The organism is Roseateles sp. So40a (assembly GCF_048081605.1).
GTDB lineage: Bacteria > Pseudomonadota > Gammaproteobacteria > Burkholderiales > Burkholderiaceae_C > Roseateles.
The window spans coordinates 1,160,105-1,175,036 of the sequence record NZ_CP182288.1 but is presented as its reverse complement, the minus strand read 5'-3'; the positions used below and the strand labels follow the sequence as shown (position 1 = coordinate 1,175,036).

The 14,932-nt window shown below is 69.8% G+C and carries 18 protein-coding genes; 5 read left to right on the top strand and 13 right to left on the bottom strand.

Annotation, left to right across the window (positions count from 1 at the left end):
* Positions 1-17: 17 nt before the first annotated feature.
* The 9 genes from ACNI65_RS05425 to ACNI65_RS05385 are packed head-to-tail and all read right to left on the bottom strand — an operon-like array spanning position 18 to position 7,296.
* Complete coding sequence (locus tag ACNI65_RS05425) at positions 18-650, bottom strand: TetR/AcrR family transcriptional regulator (RefSeq protein ID WP_416761641.1); 633 nt, start codon at positions 648-650, stop codon at positions 18-20.
* 21 nt (positions 651-671) lie between these two features.
* A complete protein-coding gene (gene paaE, locus ACNI65_RS05420; RefSeq protein WP_416761640.1) occupies positions 672-1,751 on the bottom strand; it encodes a 1,2-phenylacetyl-CoA epoxidase subunit PaaE in 1,080 nt (359 codons plus the stop codon).
* Positions 1,752-1,804: 53 nt separating this feature from the next.
* Positions 1,805-2,413, bottom strand: a complete 609-nt coding sequence (gene paaD / locus ACNI65_RS05415; protein WP_416761638.1) for a 1,2-phenylacetyl-CoA epoxidase subunit PaaD — start codon at positions 2,411-2,413, stop codon at positions 1,805-1,807.
* A gap of 5 nt (positions 2,414-2,418) precedes the next feature.
* Positions 2,419-3,204 carry a 1,2-phenylacetyl-CoA epoxidase subunit PaaC gene (paaC, locus tag ACNI65_RS05410; protein WP_416761637.1) on the bottom strand — a complete coding sequence of 262 codons (786 nt, stop codon included), beginning with the start codon at positions 3,202-3,204 and terminating at the stop codon, positions 2,419-2,421.
* A 10-nt stretch (positions 3,205-3,214) separates the two neighbouring features.
* Complete coding sequence (paaB, locus tag ACNI65_RS05405) at positions 3,215-3,520, bottom strand: 1,2-phenylacetyl-CoA epoxidase subunit PaaB (protein WP_416761635.1); 306 nt, start codon at positions 3,518-3,520, stop codon at positions 3,215-3,217.
* A 57-nt stretch (positions 3,521-3,577) separates the two neighbouring features.
* On the bottom strand, positions 3,578-4,579 hold the full coding sequence (gene paaA / locus ACNI65_RS05400) for a 1,2-phenylacetyl-CoA epoxidase subunit PaaA (RefSeq protein ID WP_416761634.1): 1,002 nt from the start codon (positions 4,577-4,579) through the stop codon (positions 3,578-3,580).
* Positions 4,580-4,590: 11 nt separating this feature from the next.
* On the bottom strand, positions 4,591-5,901 hold the full coding sequence (paaK, locus tag ACNI65_RS05395) for a phenylacetate--CoA ligase PaaK (RefSeq protein WP_416761633.1): 1,311 nt from the start codon (positions 5,899-5,901) through the stop codon (positions 4,591-4,593).
* A 40-nt stretch (positions 5,902-5,941) separates the two neighbouring features.
* Positions 5,942-6,427 carry a hydroxyphenylacetyl-CoA thioesterase PaaI gene (paaI, locus tag ACNI65_RS05390; RefSeq protein ID WP_416761631.1) on the bottom strand — a complete coding sequence of 162 codons (486 nt, stop codon included), beginning with the start codon at positions 6,425-6,427 and terminating at the stop codon, positions 5,942-5,944.
* Entirely contained in the window at positions 6,427-7,296 is an 870-nt protein-coding gene (locus ACNI65_RS05385) for an enoyl-CoA hydratase-related protein (RefSeq protein WP_416761629.1), read from the bottom strand. The genes paaI and ACNI65_RS05385 overlap by 1 nt, the downstream gene beginning before the upstream one ends.
* A gap of 172 nt (positions 7,297-7,468) precedes the next feature.
* On the opposite strand from ACNI65_RS05385, the gene ACNI65_RS05380 reads away from it, so the two are divergent.
* Together ACNI65_RS05380 and ACNI65_RS05375 are read left to right on the top strand one after the other, a co-directional pair.
* Complete coding sequence (locus ACNI65_RS05380) at positions 7,469-8,089, top strand: phenylacetic acid degradation protein PaaY (protein ID WP_416761628.1); 621 nt, start codon at positions 7,469-7,471, stop codon at positions 8,087-8,089.
* Positions 8,090-8,205: 116 nt separating this feature from the next.
* Positions 8,206-9,720, top strand: coding sequence for a glycosyl hydrolase family 18 protein (locus ACNI65_RS05375; RefSeq protein ID WP_416761627.1), 1,515 nt, complete (start codon positions 8,206-8,208; stop codon positions 9,718-9,720).
* A gap of 147 nt (positions 9,721-9,867) precedes the next feature.
* Here ACNI65_RS05375 and ACNI65_RS05370 read toward each other — a convergent pair whose 3' ends face one another.
* The 3 genes from ACNI65_RS05370 to ACNI65_RS05360 form a co-directional block, all read right to left on the bottom strand.
* Entirely contained in the window at positions 9,868-10,830 is a 963-nt protein-coding gene (locus tag ACNI65_RS05370) for a carbohydrate kinase family protein (protein WP_416761626.1), read from the bottom strand.
* Positions 10,831-10,904: 74 nt separating this feature from the next.
* Entirely contained in the window at positions 10,905-11,183 is a 279-nt protein-coding gene (locus ACNI65_RS05365) for a helix-turn-helix domain-containing protein (protein ID WP_416761625.1), read from the bottom strand.
* The gene (locus ACNI65_RS05360) at positions 11,176-11,463 is read right to left on the bottom strand and encodes a transcriptional regulator (RefSeq protein WP_416761624.1); all 288 of its coding nucleotides are present in this window, start codon (positions 11,461-11,463) and stop codon (positions 11,176-11,178) included. The genes ACNI65_RS05365 and ACNI65_RS05360 overlap by 8 nt, the downstream gene beginning before the upstream one ends.
* Before the next feature lie 235 nt (positions 11,464-11,698).
* Here ACNI65_RS05360 and moaA point away from each other — a divergent pair, with 235 nt between their 5' ends.
* Genes moaA through ACNI65_RS05345 form a run of 3 tightly spaced genes read left to right on the top strand, consistent with a single transcriptional unit; the run spans position 11,699 to position 14,017 of the window.
* A complete protein-coding gene (moaA, locus tag ACNI65_RS05355) occupies positions 11,699-12,835 on the top strand; it encodes a GTP 3',8-cyclase MoaA (protein ID WP_416761622.1) in 1,137 nt (378 codons plus the stop codon).
* Positions 12,835-13,440: a molybdenum cofactor guanylyltransferase MobA gene (gene mobA / locus ACNI65_RS05350; RefSeq protein WP_416761621.1), complete on the top strand. Its 606-nt coding sequence runs from the start codon at positions 12,835-12,837 to the stop codon at positions 13,438-13,440. Before moaA ends, mobA begins: the two co-directional genes overlap by 1 nt.
* The gene (locus ACNI65_RS05345) at positions 13,415-14,017 is read left to right on the top strand and encodes a GNAT family N-acetyltransferase (RefSeq protein ID WP_416761620.1); all 603 of its coding nucleotides are present in this window, start codon (positions 13,415-13,417) and stop codon (positions 14,015-14,017) included. Before mobA ends, ACNI65_RS05345 begins: the two co-directional genes overlap by 26 nt.
* Before the next feature lie 13 nt (positions 14,018-14,030).
* Here the strand turns inward: ACNI65_RS05345 and ACNI65_RS05340 are convergent, their stop codons facing one another.
* Entirely contained in the window at positions 14,031-14,861 is an 831-nt protein-coding gene (locus ACNI65_RS05340; RefSeq protein WP_416761619.1) for a hypothetical protein, read from the bottom strand.
* Between the last annotated feature and the right edge of the window lie 71 nt (positions 14,862-14,932).

Here is a 14,932-nt window from a genome sequence, read left to right as displayed (position 1 = left end):
GCTGCGGCGCGAAACCTTCATGAGGCTTGCACCGCCGGCTGGGGCTGGGTGAGCTCCGTGCGGACCGCGCCGAGGCCGCCGAAGAACAGGTCCGCGACCATGGGCGCCACCGCCTCGTAGGTCAGCGCCCCGTCGGGCCTCAGCCAGGTGAAGGTCCAGTTGATCATGCCGAACAGCAGCATGGTCAAGGGCTTGTGCAGGTGGGCGCCGCGCAGCTCGGGCCGCACCGCGGCCACCGCGTCGGCGAATCGCCCGACGACCTCGCGCTCCACGGCGACCATGCGATCGCGGTGCTCGTCGTCGAGGAACTTCAGGTCCTCGGTCAGCACGCGGTGCTCGTTCTGGGCCTCGCCATAGGCCTGCACGAAACGGTGGATCAATCCGCGCAGGTGCTCCTGCGGGGCGAGCTGCTCGGCGCTCACCTCGTCGACCAGATCGACCAGATGCTGCAGGTGGTTCTGGCAGATCTGCGCGAGCAGCTCATGCTTGTCGCGGACGTAGTGGTACAGCGTGGGCTTGCTCACCGCGCAGGCTTCCGCGACCTGATTCATCGAGGTGGCGGGGTAGCCCTGGTTGGCGAACAGGCGGGCCGCCTGGGCGAGGATCTCCTCGCGGGTGGCATCGAATCCGGGGGCGCGACCTCGGGCCATGGATGGTGTTTTCCTTGTGATTCAGCGTTCGTCGAACGAGATCACGACGCGCGGCGTCAGGGCGTGCGCTTGGCAGCTGAGGATGAATCCGGCCGCCACTTCGTGTTTCTCGAGGGCGAAATTCTTATCCATCCGGACCTCACCCTCGATCAACTTGCACCGGCAGGTCGAGCAGACCCCGGATTTGCACGAGAACGGCACGTCCATGCCGGCCCGCGCCGCGGCGTCCAGCAGGCTGGGATCGCTCTTGCGGAACTCGATCTCGCGCGACACGCCGTCGCGGATCACCACCACCTTGGCCGCCTCGGCGTCCTCCTCGTGGATCTCGTGCGGCGCCGGGCGGCCGGTCTGCATCTCGGGCGTGCCGAAACGCTCGATGTGGATGCGTTCCTCGGGCACGCCGGCGGCGCGCAGCGCGGCCTCGGCCTGCTCGTTCATCTCGAAGGGGCCGCAGACGAAGACCTGATCGATGCTCGCGGCAGGCACCGGGCCCGCGAGGAAGTCACCGAGCTTGGCCTGGTCCAGCCGTCCCGCCATCAGCGGCGAGTCGACATGCTCGCGCGAGAACACGTGATGCAGCGTCAGCCGCGTCATGTAGCGGTTCTTCAGGTCCTCGAGTTCCTCCTTGAACATCGCGGACGCCGGACGGCGGTTGCCGTAGATCAGCGTGAAGCGGCTCAGCGGCTCGCGCGCCAGCACCGTCTTCATGATCGACAGGATGGGCGTGATGCCCGAGCCCGCCGCGATGCCCACGTGATGCCGACCCAGCGACGGATCGACCGGCACATGGAAGCGGCCCTGCGGCGGGAAGACCTGGACCTCGTCGCCGGCCTTCAGGTGGTTGTGCACCCAGGTCGAGAACGCGCCGCCGTCGACCTGGCGCACGCCCACGCGCAGCTCGTCGTCATCCACGCCCGCGCAGATCGAGTACGAGCGGCGCAGGTCCTGGCCGTCGACCTCGCCGCGCAGCGTCAGGTACTGGCCCTGCGTGAAGCGGAAGGTCTCGCGCAGCGCCTCGGGCACGTCGAAGCACAACACGACGGCGTCGTCGGTGTCCTGGTGCTTGGCGCGCAGTCGCAAGGGATGGAAGTGCAGGCTCATGGCGAAGGCTCGGAGTCGTTGGGATCGGCCGGTCGGGGTCGTGTCACGACCGGTCAGATCGGCTTGAAGTGTTCAAAGGGCTCGCGGCAGGCGAGGCAGCGGTACATCGCCTTGCAGGCGGTCGAGCCAAAGGCCGAGACCTGCTCGGTGTGCGCGCTGCCGCAGCGCGGGCAGGCGATGGCCGCGTGCCGGCGCACGATGCGGATGGGCACGCCCTGCCCCGCGTCCACCGCGCCGGGCGGCGCGATGCCGTAGCGGCGCAGCTTCTCGCGGCCGGCGTCGGTGATCCAGTCGGTGGTCCAGGCCGGCGCGCGGCGCATCGTCACCGTGATCGTGCCGAAACGCGCCAGCGCGTCGCGCACGTTCTGCTCGATGGCCTCGGTCGCGGGGCAGCCCGAATACGTCGGCGTGAGCACGACCTCCAGCCCGTCGGCGGTCTCGACGAGGTCGCGCACGATGCCGAGCTCCACCAGCGACACCGCCGGCACCTCGGGATCGAGCACCTGCGACAGCACCTCCCACGCCGCGGACAGTCGGCCGCAGCCGAGGTCGGACGGTCCGGCGTCGCCCGCCTCCGGACGCGGCCCGACCGGCCCCACCGGCGCGAGCGTCTTCAGCCACGCGAGGTGGTCATGGAAGTCGGGCAAGGGCGCGGCGCTCATGGCGTTCACCACACCCCGCCGGGGTAGCTGCGCTGCAGCGATTGCATCGTCGTGAGCAGATGGCCCATGTGCTCGCTGTGGACGCCGCGCACGCCCTCGTAGACATGCGGCGTGTGCTGCGGACGCGCCAGGCGGGCCTCGGCCAGCACCTCGTCGATCGCGGCATCCCAGTCCGGCTTGAGCGAGGACCAGGCCGGGCCCAGGCCGCTGGCCTCGGCGGCGGCGTCGATCGCGTCGGAGGCGAAGAGCTCGTTCACATAGGGCCAGATCTGACGCAGCGCGTCCTGCATGCGGCGCGTGGAGTCCTCGGTGCCGTCGCCCAGACGCACCACCCATTCGGCGGCGTGCTGCTGGTGGTAGCGGACTTCCTTCACCGCCTTGGCGGCGATGGCGGCGACCTCGGCATCGGTCGACGCCTGCAGCCGCGTCCACATCGGCAGCAGCCAGCAGGCAGCGATCAGATTGCGAGCCTGCGTGAAGGCGAAGTCGCCGCGCGGCAGCTCCATCATCACCGGGTTCAGGTAATGACGTTCCTCGCGCAGGTAGGCGAGCTGGTCCTCGTCGAACGCGTTGCCGCCCGCGCTCGCGCTCAGTTGCCCGGCACGCGTCAGCAGCGCGCGCGACTGGCCCAGCAGGTCCAGCGCGATGTTGCCCAGCGCCAGCTCCTCCTCGAGGATGGGCGCATGCCCGATCCACTCGGAGATCCGGTGCGACAGCACCAGGCAGGCGTCGCCCAGGCGCAGCAGGTACTGGACGCCGGCGGCGGTGCTCGGTTGGATGGATGCCGTCATCGTCCGGTCCTCACATGTGGTCGAGCGACGCGGGCAGGTCGTAGAAGGTCGGGTGGCGGTACACCTTGTCCTCCATCGGATCGAACATCGTCGACTTCTCGCCCGGATCGGACGCGACGATGGCCGACGACGGCACGACCCACAGGCTCACGCCTTCCTGGCGGCGGGTGTAGACGTCGCGCGCCATCTGCAGCGCCATCTTCGCGTCGGGCGCGTGCAGGCTGCCGCAATGCTTGTGGTCCAGGCCCGCCTTGTTGCGGACGAAGACTTCCCACAGGGGCCATTCATTGGCGCCGGTCGTTTGGTTGATGCTCATGATGGGGATCTCGGAAAACTGGGGGACCTGTGGGGATGCTCAGAACGCTCGGAAACGTCAAGCGGCCTTGGCCTCGGTGGCGCGCTTGCGCGCATGGGCCAGCGCGGCGTCCCGGACCCAGGCGCCGTCGTCCCAGGCCTTGACGCGCGTGGCCAGCCGCTCGGTGTTGCACGGGCCGTTGCCGCCGACGACGCGCCAGAACTCGGTCCAGTCGATCGCGCCGAAGTCATGCTGCTCGCGCTCGGCGTTCCACTTCAGATCGGGGTCGGGCAGCGTGACGCCGAGCAGGTCGGCCTGCGGCACGGTGGCATCGACGAACTTCTGACGCAGCTCGTCGTTGGTCAGGCGCTTGATGCCCCAGCGCATGGACTGCTCGGAGTTGGGCGAGTCCTTGTCGGCCGGGCCGAACATCATCAGCGACGGCCACCACCAGCGGTTCACCGCGTCCTGGACCATCGCCTTCTGCGCCGCGGTGCCCTCGCGCATCATCACGAGCAGGCTCTCGTAGCCCTGGCGCTGATGGAAGGATTCCTCGCGGCAGACGCGGATCATCGCGCGGGCATACGGACCGTAGGAGCAGCGGCACAGCGGCACCTGGTTCATGATCGCCGCGCCGTCGACCAGCCAGCCGATCACGCCGATGTCGGCCCAGGTCAGCGTCGGGTAGTTGAAGATCGAGCTGTACTTGGCCTTGCCCGTGTGCAGCGCGTCCAGCATCTGGTCGCGGCTGGTGCCCAGCGTCTCCGCCGCGGAGTACAGGTACAGACCGTGTCCGCCCTCGTCCTGCACCTTGGCCAGCAGGATGGCCTTGCGCTTGAGCGTCGGGGCGCGCGTGATCCAGTTGCCCTCGGGCAGCATGCCCACGATCTCGGAATGCGCGTGCTGGCTGATCTGGCGCACCAGCGTCTTGCGGTAATGCTCGGGCATCCAGTCCTTGGCCTCGATGAAGTCGCCCGCGTCGATGCGGGCCTCGAAGGCCTCATTGCGCTGCTGCTCCTCGGCGGTCTGCAGCTTGGTCGCCTGGTCCTGCGGACCGACGCTCATGGCTTGCGTGTACATGGAAGGACTCCTCAGGAATTCTTGGGACGTTGGTCCACGACGCGGCGGGCCTTGCCCACCAGCGTCCGCTCGATGGAATCGGGTGCGCCGACGGTCACGCGGGTCGACACGCCGATCAGCGTCTTGATGCGGTGCTGCAGCGACCGGGCCATGGCCTGCGCGTCGCCGCCGCCCAAAGCCGACAGCTCGCAGCGCACTTCGACCTCGTCGAGGTGGCCGTCGCGGCTGACGACGATCTGGTACTGGCCCGACAGCCCCGGCTCGGCGAGCACGAGTTCCTCGATCTGCGTCGGGAACAGGTTCACGCCGCGGATGATCAGCATGTCGTCGCTGCGGCCGACGATCTTGCCCATGCGGCGCATGCTGCGCGCGGTGGGCGGCAGCAGGCGCGTCAGGTCGCGCGTGCGGTAGCGGATCACCGGCAGCGCCTCCTTGCTCAGCGAGGTGAACACGAGTTCCCCTTCCGAGCCGTCGGGCAGGACCTCGCCGGTCTCGGGATCGATGATCTCGGGATAGAAGTGGTCCTCCCAGATCACCGGACCGTCCTTGGTCTCGATGCACTCGCTGGCCACGCCCGGGCCCATCACCTCGGACAGGCCGTAGATGTCGACGGCGTCGATGCCGGCCTTCATCTCGATCTCGCGGCGCATCGCCTCGGTCCAGGGCTCGGCGCCGAAGACGCCGACCTTGAGCGAGCTCTCGCGCGGGTCCAGGCCCTGGCGCGCGAACTCCTCGACGATCACCTGCATGTAGCTCGGCGTGACCATGATCACGCCGGGCTTGAAGTCCTGGATCAGCTGGACCTGCTTCTCGGTCTGGCCGCCCGACATCGGGATCACCGTGCAGCCCAGCCGCTCCGCGCCGTAATGCGCGCCCAGCCCGCCGGTGAACAGGCCGTAGCCGTAGGCCACATGAACGATGTCGCCCGCGCGGGTGCCCGCAGCGCGCAGCGAGCGCGCGACCAGGTCGGCCCAGGTGTCGATGTCGCGCTGCGTGTAGCCGACCACCGTCGGCTTGCCCGTCGTGCCCGAGGAGGCGTGCACGCGCACCACCTGCTCGCGCGGCACGGCGAAGAGGCCGAAGGGGTAGTTGTCGCGCAGGTCCTTCTTGGTCGTGAACGGGAACAGGCGCAGGTCGCTCAGGTCCTTCAGGTCGTCCGGATGCACGCCCTTGGCGTCGAACGCGGCCTTGTAATGCGGCACGTTCTCGTAGGCCTGCTGCAGCGTCCACTTCAGGCGCTGCAGCTGGAGCGCGCGCAGCTCGTCCTGGCTGGCGCGTTCGATGGGCTCGAGCTCGTCGGGCCGGGGGGACTTCACCGTCATGTCGTGTGTCTCCTTGTCGTTCCGGGGGGCGCGGGCGCGCTCAAGGCGCGTGCGCGCTCTGGAGCGCACCGTGCAGCTCCGGCACCACGGGCTTGCCCTTGATGCGGTAGGACCGGCCCCGGAAGACCGCGATCAGTTCGTCGCGCTGGTTGGTGATGCGGATGTCGTAGACGCCGGTGCGCCCGGCCAGCGAGGTCTCGCTGGCCCGCGCGGTCAGCACGTCGCCCAGCCGGGACGGCGCGACGATGTCGATCGCGAAGCCCGATGCCACCGTCACCTCGTTGTGCGAGTTGCAGGCGAAGGCAAAACAGGAATCGGCCAGCGTCGTCACGAAGCCGCCGTGGCAGATGTCGAAACCGTTGAGCATGTCCTCGCGCACCGTCATCGACAGCGTCGCGCTGCCCGGCGCGATCGCGTCCACGCGCATGCCCAGGCCCTTCGAGGCGCGGTCGTTGGCGAACATGGTGTCGCGCACCGCTTCAGCGACGCGCTGAGCCTCCACACGGGCGTCGGGGGTCGCGCTCATCAGCGATCCTTGAACACCGGCGCGCGCTTGGACAGGAAGGCCGCGGCGCCCTCGAGGTAATCGTGCGCGTAGCCGAGCTGGCTCTGCAGCTTCGCCTCGAGCTTGAGCGCGTCCTCGAACTCCAGGTCCATCGACGCATCCAGCGCCTGGCGCGTCTGCACCAGCGCGGCGGTCGGCAGCTTGGCGAGCTTCTGCGCGGTCAGCATGGCCTCGCTGGCGAGGTCGGCATCGGCGACGCAGCGCGCGATCAGGCCCCAGGACTGGGCGTCGGCCGCGGGCAGCTTGTCGCCCAGCAGCGCGAGCTGCATCGCACGGGCACGGCCCACCAGGCGCGTCAGCAGCCAGGTGCCGCCGCAATCGGGCACCAGGCCGATCTTGGAAAAGGCCTGGATGAACGAGGCCGACTGCCCCGCCAGCACCAGGTCGCAGCCCAGCGCGAAGTTCGCGCCCGCGCCCGCGGCCACGCCGTTGACGGCGCACACGGTGGGCACCGGCATGCTGCGCAGGCGCAGCGCGAGCGGGATGTAGTAATGGTCCAGCAGGTTGCCGATGTCCTTGGCCTTGGGCTTGCGGTGAGGGTCCACCGCGCCGTGCTCGTCGAACTCGGGCTTGATGTGCGGATCCGACAGGTCCTGGCCCGCGCAGAACGCGCGCCCGGCGCCGGTGATGAGCACCGCCCGCACGGCCGTGTCCCGGGCCGCGTCGTCCAGCGCGACGCGCAACTGGCTCAGCAGCCCGGTCGTGAACGCATTCAGCGCCTGCGGGCGATTCAGCGTCAGCACACGCACCGCGCCCTCGGTGCCGATCAGCAGCGGGCTGTCGTCGGCGACGGTGGACGGGAATGCGGAGGTCGTGGGGTCGGTGCTCATTCGGCTTGTCTCCTCGGCCGTCGATGGATTCAGCTTTTGCAGCTTTTCTTGATCGGCTTCTATTTACCGACCGGTCGGTAGATACTACGAGCCATCCGCTCCCAAGACAAGGTCGGAAACCTAGGGTTACCACCAAGTTCTGGGTCATTTACAGGGAAACGAGGAGATATCCATGCCCTGCTATGCGATCGACGGCGTCTCGCCGGTCGTCCATCCGAGCGCGCACGTGCATCCGACCGCGGTGCTGATCGGCGACGTCATCGTCGGCCCGGACTGCTACGTCGGCCCGTGCGCGTCGCTGCGGGGGGACTTCGGCCGGATCCGGCTGATGGCGGGTGCCAACGTGCAGGACACCTGCGTGATCCACGGCTTTCCGGACTCGGAGACGGTCGTGGAGACCAACGGCCACATCGGCCACGGCGCGGTGCTGCACGGCTGCGTGGTGCGCCACGACGCGCTGGTGGGCATGAACGCGGTGGTGATGGACGAGGCGGAGGTCGGCGCGTACAGCATCGTGGCGGCCTGCGCCTTCGTGCGGGCGGGGCTGAAGCTGCCGGAGAAGTCGCTCGTCGCCGGCCTGCCGGCCAAGGTCATGCGCCCGCTGACCGACGACGAGATCCGCTGGAAACGCGAGGGCACCGAGACCTACCAGACGCTGGCGCGCCGCTGCCACGCGAGCCTCGTGGAAGTGCGGCCGCTGGCGGAGGAGGAAGCCGATCGCCCCCAGCTGCAGGTGAAGGGACCGCAAACCCTGGTGTCGGTCAAACGTCACGGTGGGGGTCAACCCATTTGAGTCAGCCACACCCATACTGACCAGCCATTGAAGGCGGGTTTCCAACATAACTTTAGGATGGGCGCGGCGAGTACGGATCCCGAGCATGGCAGCTTTTCAACCCGGAGCTTTCCTCCATGCGCATTTCGATCTCCCGTCCCGGTGGCGTTCTGACCTGGGCCGCCGCCGCCGTGCTGGCCTCGCTGACCCCTCTGGCTTCCTCGGCGCTCGCCGCGACCACCCACGCCTGCCCCACCTGGTCGTCCAGCGCGACCTACGTGGGCGGGCAGTACGTCCGGCTCGCGGGCCAGGCCTACCGTGCCAACTGGTGGACCCAGGACAACCCCGTCACCGCCAATGGCCCGTCGGGCTCCGGCCAGCCGTGGACCAAGGTCGCCGCCACCGCCTGCAAGGACGCCACCACCCCGGTGGCGCCGGTGACGCCCACGCCAGCCCCGACCCCCGCGCCAAAGCCCACGCCGACGCCGACGCCGACCCCGACCCCGACCCCGACGCCCGCGCCGACGCCCGTCACCCCGACCGGTTCGCTGGGCCTGAGCGCCACGCAGGGCGGCCGCGTCTACACGGGCTATTACGAGAGCTGGTCCTCGCCGTGGTTCGATGCCACCGGCAAGACCGCGGAGCAGGTCTACAAGGCGACCTCGTTCGCCCGCATCCCGGCGACCTACACCCATGTGATGGTGGCCTTCGCTGATCCGAACTTCCACTGGAGCGGCTTGGCCGCCAACTCCTGGACCGGCACCGGCATCGGATTCAGCAGCACGCCCGCCGACATCAAGGCGGCGATCCAGGTGCTGCACCAGCGCAACATCAAGGTGCTGCTGGCGGTCGGCGGCGCGACCTACGGCGACTGGTCCCCGCTGGCGGCCGAGGGCGCGGCGGGCTCCGGCCCGATCACGACGGCGCTGGCCAAGGCGATGACCGACCTGGGCTTCGACGGCCTGGACGTCGATTACGAGGCCGATGCCGATGTCGATCGGCTGGCCAATGCCATCCGTGCGATGCGCAACGCGGTCAACCTGGCCGGCGGCGGCCGCATCCTGTCGACGGCCACCTGGTCCACCGGCGCGGATTGCACGGCGGCCACGGCCAACGACGCAGGCTGCGCGGGCAAAGTGTCGTACTGGGGCGGCAATGCCGGCCGTGAACGCCAGCTGGTGTCGCATCGGCCTGATGCCGCGGCCGCGCTGGACCTGGTCAATGTGATGACCTACGACGCCCGCTACGAGCATTACGACGCGGTGCTCGCGTATCAGGAGTACCGCGCGCTGTTCGGGGCCAAGACCATCGTGTCGATCGGCCTGGAGTCCGCGCCTGAAGGCTGGGCCGGCGGCCTGCTCGTGGTCAGGAACGGCGACGCGCAATGTCAGGGCTCGCGCATCCTGCAGGACCAGTACGGCAAGAACCTGGACCAACCGTATTCGGTGGAACGGCTGCTCGCCGGCGTGACGAGTTACACCGGAGCGAACCGCAACCCGCGTGACGGCGCGATGCTGTGGTCGATCCAGAAGCACGCGAGTGGCCTGTGCGGCGCCGCGCCGCTGGCCTCGCCGGGCACCATCGGTCACCAGGTCTCGACGCAGCTCTCGCTGCCCGATGACACCACGCTGAGCAACTCGGACTTCCGCTGATCGGCAAGTGATCCGGTAATCGCTTGACCCGGTCGCGGGCGATCAGAGCGACCGCCCGTCATCCTCGACAGCCCCCGGCCTGCCACGGCGCGGGGGCTTTTTCCTCTTGGATGAGACAAACCGGCTCGCCCCGGTACCTGAGCGCGCTCAGGCCAGCTCGGCCCGGTGGATCTCGACGCGGTCGATCAGCTCCGTGACGCGCGCGGCGGACAGCCCGTGCACGCCGCCGCCCGCGCAGGCCGCGGCGCCGGCGGCCACGGCCCAGCGCAGGTGATCCTCGGGGTCCTGCGTGATGCCGTTCATGAGGCTGTAGAGCAGCCCGGCCATGGCAGCGTCGCCCGCGCCGATGGTGTCCACGACCCGCTCCAGCGGCGGCGGCGCGGCGGAGAGATCGGCCTTCGGATGGAACAGCTGCGCACCGCGCTCGCCGAGCGTGAGCATGACGATGGCGCGCGGATTCCAGGCCGAGATCTGCGCCAGGCCGACGTGGTGGTCGCGGCTGCGGAACAGGCCGCGCAGGTCCTCGTCCGAGACCTTGATGACGTCGGCGAGCCGGCACATGCGCTCGAGCGTGCGGTCATACCGCGAGTCCATCGAGATCCGGTAGTTCGGGTCGTAGCTGATGCGGGCGCCTTCGTCCTTGAGGGACTCGGCCAGCGCGATGAGCCGGGCGGCGAGCGGTTCGCGGGTCAGACTGATGGAGCCGAAATGGGCCCAGCGCAGGGCGCGCCGCCAGCCGGCGGGCAAGGCATGGGGCCGGAAATGGAGATCGGCGCTGTCGTCGCCGACGAAGGCGTACTCGGGCGGATCGACCTGATGGACGAAGGCCATCAGCGGGGACTTGGCGAACTGCTGGATGAAGCGCAGGTCGAGGTTGGCGTCGGCGCTGGCCTGCCAGAGGGCTTGCCCGAAGGGGTCCTTGCTGAGGCCGCCGGCGAAGGCGGCGAGTTGTCCGAGGCGGGAGATGGCGACGGCGACGTTCCAGGGGGAGCCGCCGCTGCGGCTGTGCCAGCGGTCGGGGCCGTCGCGGACCATGTCGGTGAGGGCCTCGCCAAAGGAGACGAAGCTGGCCAGGTCGGCGTGGACCACGGTCGTGGGGGTCAAGCTCATACCGCGATTCGAACTCCGCACACGCCCCCACGCAAGTGACAACTCCTACAGGGTGACGAAGGACAGGGGGGCGGTCAGCGGAGTTCCAGCAACACCTCGGGATGGGCCATCGCCACGCGCAGCAAGGTCCTGGCGGCGCCCGTGGGCTCGCGTCGCCCTTGTTCCCATTCCTGCAAGGTCCGCTTGGACACGCCGAGCAGGCCGGCGAAGTCCGCCTGCGACAGCCCGGTGCAGGCCCGCGCCTCGGCGGCACCCGGCACGACCACCTGCGTGAGCTCGGCGACGCGGCCCGCCTTCATCTGTCGCACAGACTCCAGAAGGTCCTGCTGGAACCTCTCCTTGTCCTTAGGCATCCTCGATCTCCTCCTTCAATTCGGCCAGAAAGGCGGCCGGCAAACTGTCATAGGAAGCCTTCGCGTACACGATCAGCAGCCAGATCACGTGATCCTCGACATTGAAATAGATCACTCGCACCCCGCCTCGCTTGCCTCGTCCCGCCTTGAACCAGCGCACCTTCCGGCACCCGCCCGTTCCCGGGATCACCGCTCCGGCCTCCGGATTCAGTGCGATCCAGTCGATGAATGCCAGCCGTTCCGCCTCGGTCCAGACCTCGGCGGCGTACTTCTGAAACATCGGGGTCTCGGCAACGGTTCGCATGCTGCCACAGTACGTCCTTGACGTACAGGCTCACCATGACTCAATCCCATGGACCTGCGGCGTCGCCCACCTTGTTCGCGTCAGCTCGATGCCTTGGTTCTGCCAATCGCGGTGAACTAGCGCACAAGCGCGCCGTTCCCGGGGTCGCCGGGAGCGCCTAACATGGGCTTGGCCCGGCAGGGGCGCTCGGGCGGCGGCACAATCCCGTTCCATGACCGATGGTGTGATCCCGCTGCTCGACCTGCGCCAGATCCGGCGTACGCCGCCCGTGCCGCACCCGCTGCCCGCCCCCCGCAGCGGCCCGTGGCTGGACGCCCGCGGCCGGCCCCTGCGCGACCTGCGCATCTCCGTCACCGACCGCTGCAACTTCCGCTGCAGCTACTGCATGCCCAAGGAAGTCTTCGACAAGGACTTCCCCTTCCTCCCCCATCGCGACCTCCTCTCCTTCGAGGAAATCACCCGCCTGGCCGCCGTCTTCGCCCGGCTCGGCGTGCACAAGCTGCGCCTGACCGGCGGCGAACCGCTGCTGCGCCGCCACCTCGAAGCCCTCATCGCCCAGCTCGCCGCGCTGCGCACGCCCGAGGGCCAGCCGCTGGATCTGACGCTGACCACCAACGGCTCGCTGCTCGCGCGCAAGGCGCAGGCCCTCAAGGACGCCGGACTGCAGCGCGTCACCGTCAGCCTGGACGCGCTGGACGACGCCGTCTTCCGGCGCATGAACGACGTCGATTTCCCCGTGGCCGACGTGCTGCGCGGCATCGAGGCCGCCCAGGCCGCGGGCCTCGCGCCGATCAAGGTCAACATGGTCGTCAAGCGCGGCACCAACGACGACCAGATCGTGCCGATGGCCCGGCACTTCCGCGGCACCGGCGTCGTGCTGCGCTTCATCGAGTACATGGACGTCGGCATGAGCAACGGCTGGCGCATGGACGAGGTGCTGCCCTCGGCGCAGGTCCTGGCCCGGCTGCGCGAGCACGCCGAGCTCGTCCCGCTGGCGCCCGCCACCGAGGGCGAGACCGCCACGCGCTGGGGCTACGCCGACGGCAGCGGCGAGATCGGCCTGATCTCCAGCGTCACGCAGGCCTTCTGCGGCGACTGCAACCGCGCCCGGCTGTCCACCGAAGGACGGCTCTACACCTGCCTGTTCGCCGGCGACGGCCACGACCTGCGCGCGCTGCTGCGCGGCGATGCCGACCACGACCCGCGCACCGACGACGAGATCGCGGCCGCCCTCGGCGCGCTCTGGACCCGGCGCGGCGACCGCTACTCCGAGCTCCGCGCCAGCCAGCCGGCCGCCACCGACGCGGGCCCGGCGCGCCGCGTCGAGATGCACTACATCGGCGGCTGATGCGCGCCACCGCGCTGATCCTCTGCGGCGGGCGCGCCACGCGCATGGGCGGCGTCGACAAGCCGCTGCAGCCGTTCCAGGGCCGAGCGTTGGTCGAGCACGTCATCGCGCGGGTCGCGCCTCAGACCGACGGCCGCGTGCTGATCAGCGCCAACCGCCACCTGGACGATTACGCGCGGCTCGGCCACCCGGTGCTGACCGACACCCTGCCCGATTACCCCGGCCCGCTCGCCGGGATCCTGGCGGGCCTGGACGCCCTGCCCGATGACGACTGGCTGCTGGTCGTCAGCGGCGACAGCCCGTGGCTGTCCGAGGACCTGCTCGCGCGGCTGGCCGGCGGTCTCGCGCCGGGACACACCGCCGCCATGGCCATGGGCCGGGAAGCGCCCGGCGAGCCGCTGCGCCCGCAGCCGCTCGCCAGCCTGATCCTGGCCCGGCATCGCGACGCGCTGGCTGACGCGCTGCGCTCGGGCGAGCGCCGCGTCGCGGGCTGGCTGCGGACGCTGCCGCTGTCGCTCGTCGACTTCGACCAGCCCCGCGACGAACACGCCTTCGCCAACATCAACGACAGGAGCGAGCTTGAGCGCCTCGAACGACTTCGCTGACGGTCCCGCCGCGCCGCCCGAGGGCCGCCCCGCCGAGGGTCTCCCGGCCGAGGGCGCCATCACGCTCCGGCTGCTGATCGAGCCCGACCTGCCCGCCTACAAGGCGCTGCGCGACGCGATGCTCGCGCGCCACGAGCAGGCCTTCACCTCCGATGCCGAGGCCGAACGCGTGCGCGAGGCCGCGAGCTACAAGGTCCGACTGCATCCGCAGGCAGGCGGCAAGTCGCTGTTCACGCTGGGCGCCTGGGACGGCGACCGGCTCGTGGGCGCGCTGACCTGCGAGCACGAGAACCGGAAGAAGGTGCTGCACATCGCGCACCTGATCGGGATGATGGTCGACGACGCCTACCGCGGCCGGGGCATCGGCAAACGGCTGCTGCAACAAGCGCTGGCGCTGCTGCGGCGCGAGCCCCGGCTGGAGACGGTCACGCTGAGCGTCACGGCGGGCAACCAGTCGGCGATCGCCGTGTATCGCGGCGCCGGCTTCACCCGCTACGGCCACCTGCCGCGCGCGATTCGCCTGTCCGACGGGCGCTATTACGCCAAGGACCTGATGAGCCTGGACCTGCGGCCCTGACGGCCTTCCCCGCTCACTCGCAGCCGGCGGCCGGACGGGCCGCGATGTCCACGTCCACCGAGATCTCGTCCTGGATGGCGAGCAATCCCCCCAGGATGGAGAACGGCGCGATGCCGAAGTCGCTCTGACGGAGGATCAGCGCGCCCTGCGCGCGCAGCGGCGACTCCCCCGAAGGGCGGACGACCCGCACCGGCAACTCGAGCTCGCGTGTGCGGCCATGCCAGTCGATCGAGAGCTTGACCACCAGCAAGGGGAATGCGCCCGCGACGGCGGTGCCCCGCATCGTGACCACCGGGAAGCGTTCGCCGTCGACCGCGCGCAGCAGGTTGGTCCGCGTGCCGGCGATGTCTGAGGCGGACGGCGTGCTGGCGAATTCCGGCCCGAGCGCCGCGCGCCACTCGGCCTGGTCGATGACAAGTTCGTCGACCCGGAACGCCAGGTCCAGGCCGGCGCCGGCGATGCCGTCCGCCGGGACGAAGACCTGACCGCCGAGCCGCTCTACCCCGATCACGTGGTTGTGGCCGGCCTTGGCCAGCCGTCCGGCGCGGAACACATGCAGGCGCACCTGCGACGCGGCGGCATCGACGCGGTACAACCGCCCTTCCCCGCGCTGCTGAGCGCCCAGCCAGGCGGGGCAGGACGCGCCGATCGCGCTGACCGCGCCGGCCGGGGCGGCACTCGCGGGCGGCGCAGCCACCGGAGCACTTGGTGCGGTGCCGCATCCCGCGAGCAGCAGCGCGGCGGCCAGCGCCGAAATCAGCGCCTTGGCCCGAGTCGATGCCCGCGCCCCGGCCTGGACGGTCTCACCCGAAGGCACCTCGCTTGCCGGCGTCAACACTCGCATAGGGGTAAACGAAAGTGGTCAGACCTGCATTCTGAACGGCACAAACAAGCTGGTCGCACTAGCATTGCCAC

Bases quoted from the DNA above. Each gene is read 5' to 3' on its own strand.
- ACNI65_RS05365 (WP_416761625.1), bottom strand. From the start codon at position 11,183: ATGCCTAAGGACAAGGAGAGGTTCCAGCAGGACCTTCTGGAGTCTGTG.
- paaE (WP_416761640.1), bottom strand. From the start codon at position 1,751: ATGAGCCTGCACTTCCATCCCTTGCGACTGCGCGCCAAGCACCAGGAC.
- ACNI65_RS05425 (WP_416761641.1), bottom strand. From the start codon at position 650: ATGGCCCGAGGTCGCGCCCCCGGATTCGATGCCACCCGCGAGGAGATC.
- moaA (WP_416761622.1), top strand. From the start codon at position 11,699: ATGACCGATGGTGTGATCCCGCTGCTCGACCTGCGCCAGATCCGGCGT.
- paaK (WP_416761633.1), bottom strand. From the start codon at position 5,901: ATGACGGTGAAGTCCCCCCGGCCCGACGAGCTCGAGCCCATCGAACGC.
- paaD (WP_416761638.1), bottom strand. From the start codon at position 2,413: ATGAGCGCCGCGCCCTTGCCCGACTTCCATGACCACCTCGCGTGGCTG.
- ACNI65_RS05370 (WP_416761626.1), bottom strand. From the start codon at position 10,830: ATGAGCTTGACCCCCACGACCGTGGTCCACGCCGACCTGGCCAGCTTC.
- ACNI65_RS05360 (WP_416761624.1), bottom strand. From the start codon at position 11,463: ATGTTTCAGAAGTACGCCGCCGAGGTCTGGACCGAGGCGGAACGGCTG.
- ACNI65_RS05380 (WP_416761628.1), top strand. From the start codon at position 7,469: ATGCCCTGCTATGCGATCGACGGCGTCTCGCCGGTCGTCCATCCGAGC.
- ACNI65_RS05385 (WP_416761629.1), bottom strand. From the start codon at position 7,296: ATGAGCACCGACCCCACGACCTCCGCATTCCCGTCCACCGTCGCCGAC.
- paaA (WP_416761634.1), bottom strand. From the start codon at position 4,579: ATGTACACGCAAGCCATGAGCGTCGGTCCGCAGGACCAGGCGACCAAG.
- paaI (WP_416761631.1), bottom strand. From the start codon at position 6,427: ATGAGCGCGACCCCCGACGCCCGTGTGGAGGCTCAGCGCGTCGCTGAA.
- ACNI65_RS05375 (WP_416761627.1), top strand. From the start codon at position 8,206: ATGCGCATTTCGATCTCCCGTCCCGGTGGCGTTCTGACCTGGGCCGCC.
- paaB (WP_416761635.1), bottom strand. From the start codon at position 3,520: ATGAGCATCAACCAAACGACCGGCGCCAATGAATGGCCCCTGTGGGAA.
- ACNI65_RS05340 (WP_416761619.1), bottom strand. From the start codon at position 14,861: ATGCGAGTGTTGACGCCGGCAAGCGAGGTGCCTTCGGGTGAGACCGTC.
- mobA (WP_416761621.1), top strand. From the start codon at position 12,835: ATGCGCGCCACCGCGCTGATCCTCTGCGGCGGGCGCGCCACGCGCATG.
- paaC (WP_416761637.1), bottom strand. From the start codon at position 3,204: ATGACGGCATCCATCCAACCGAGCACCGCCGCCGGCGTCCAGTACCTG.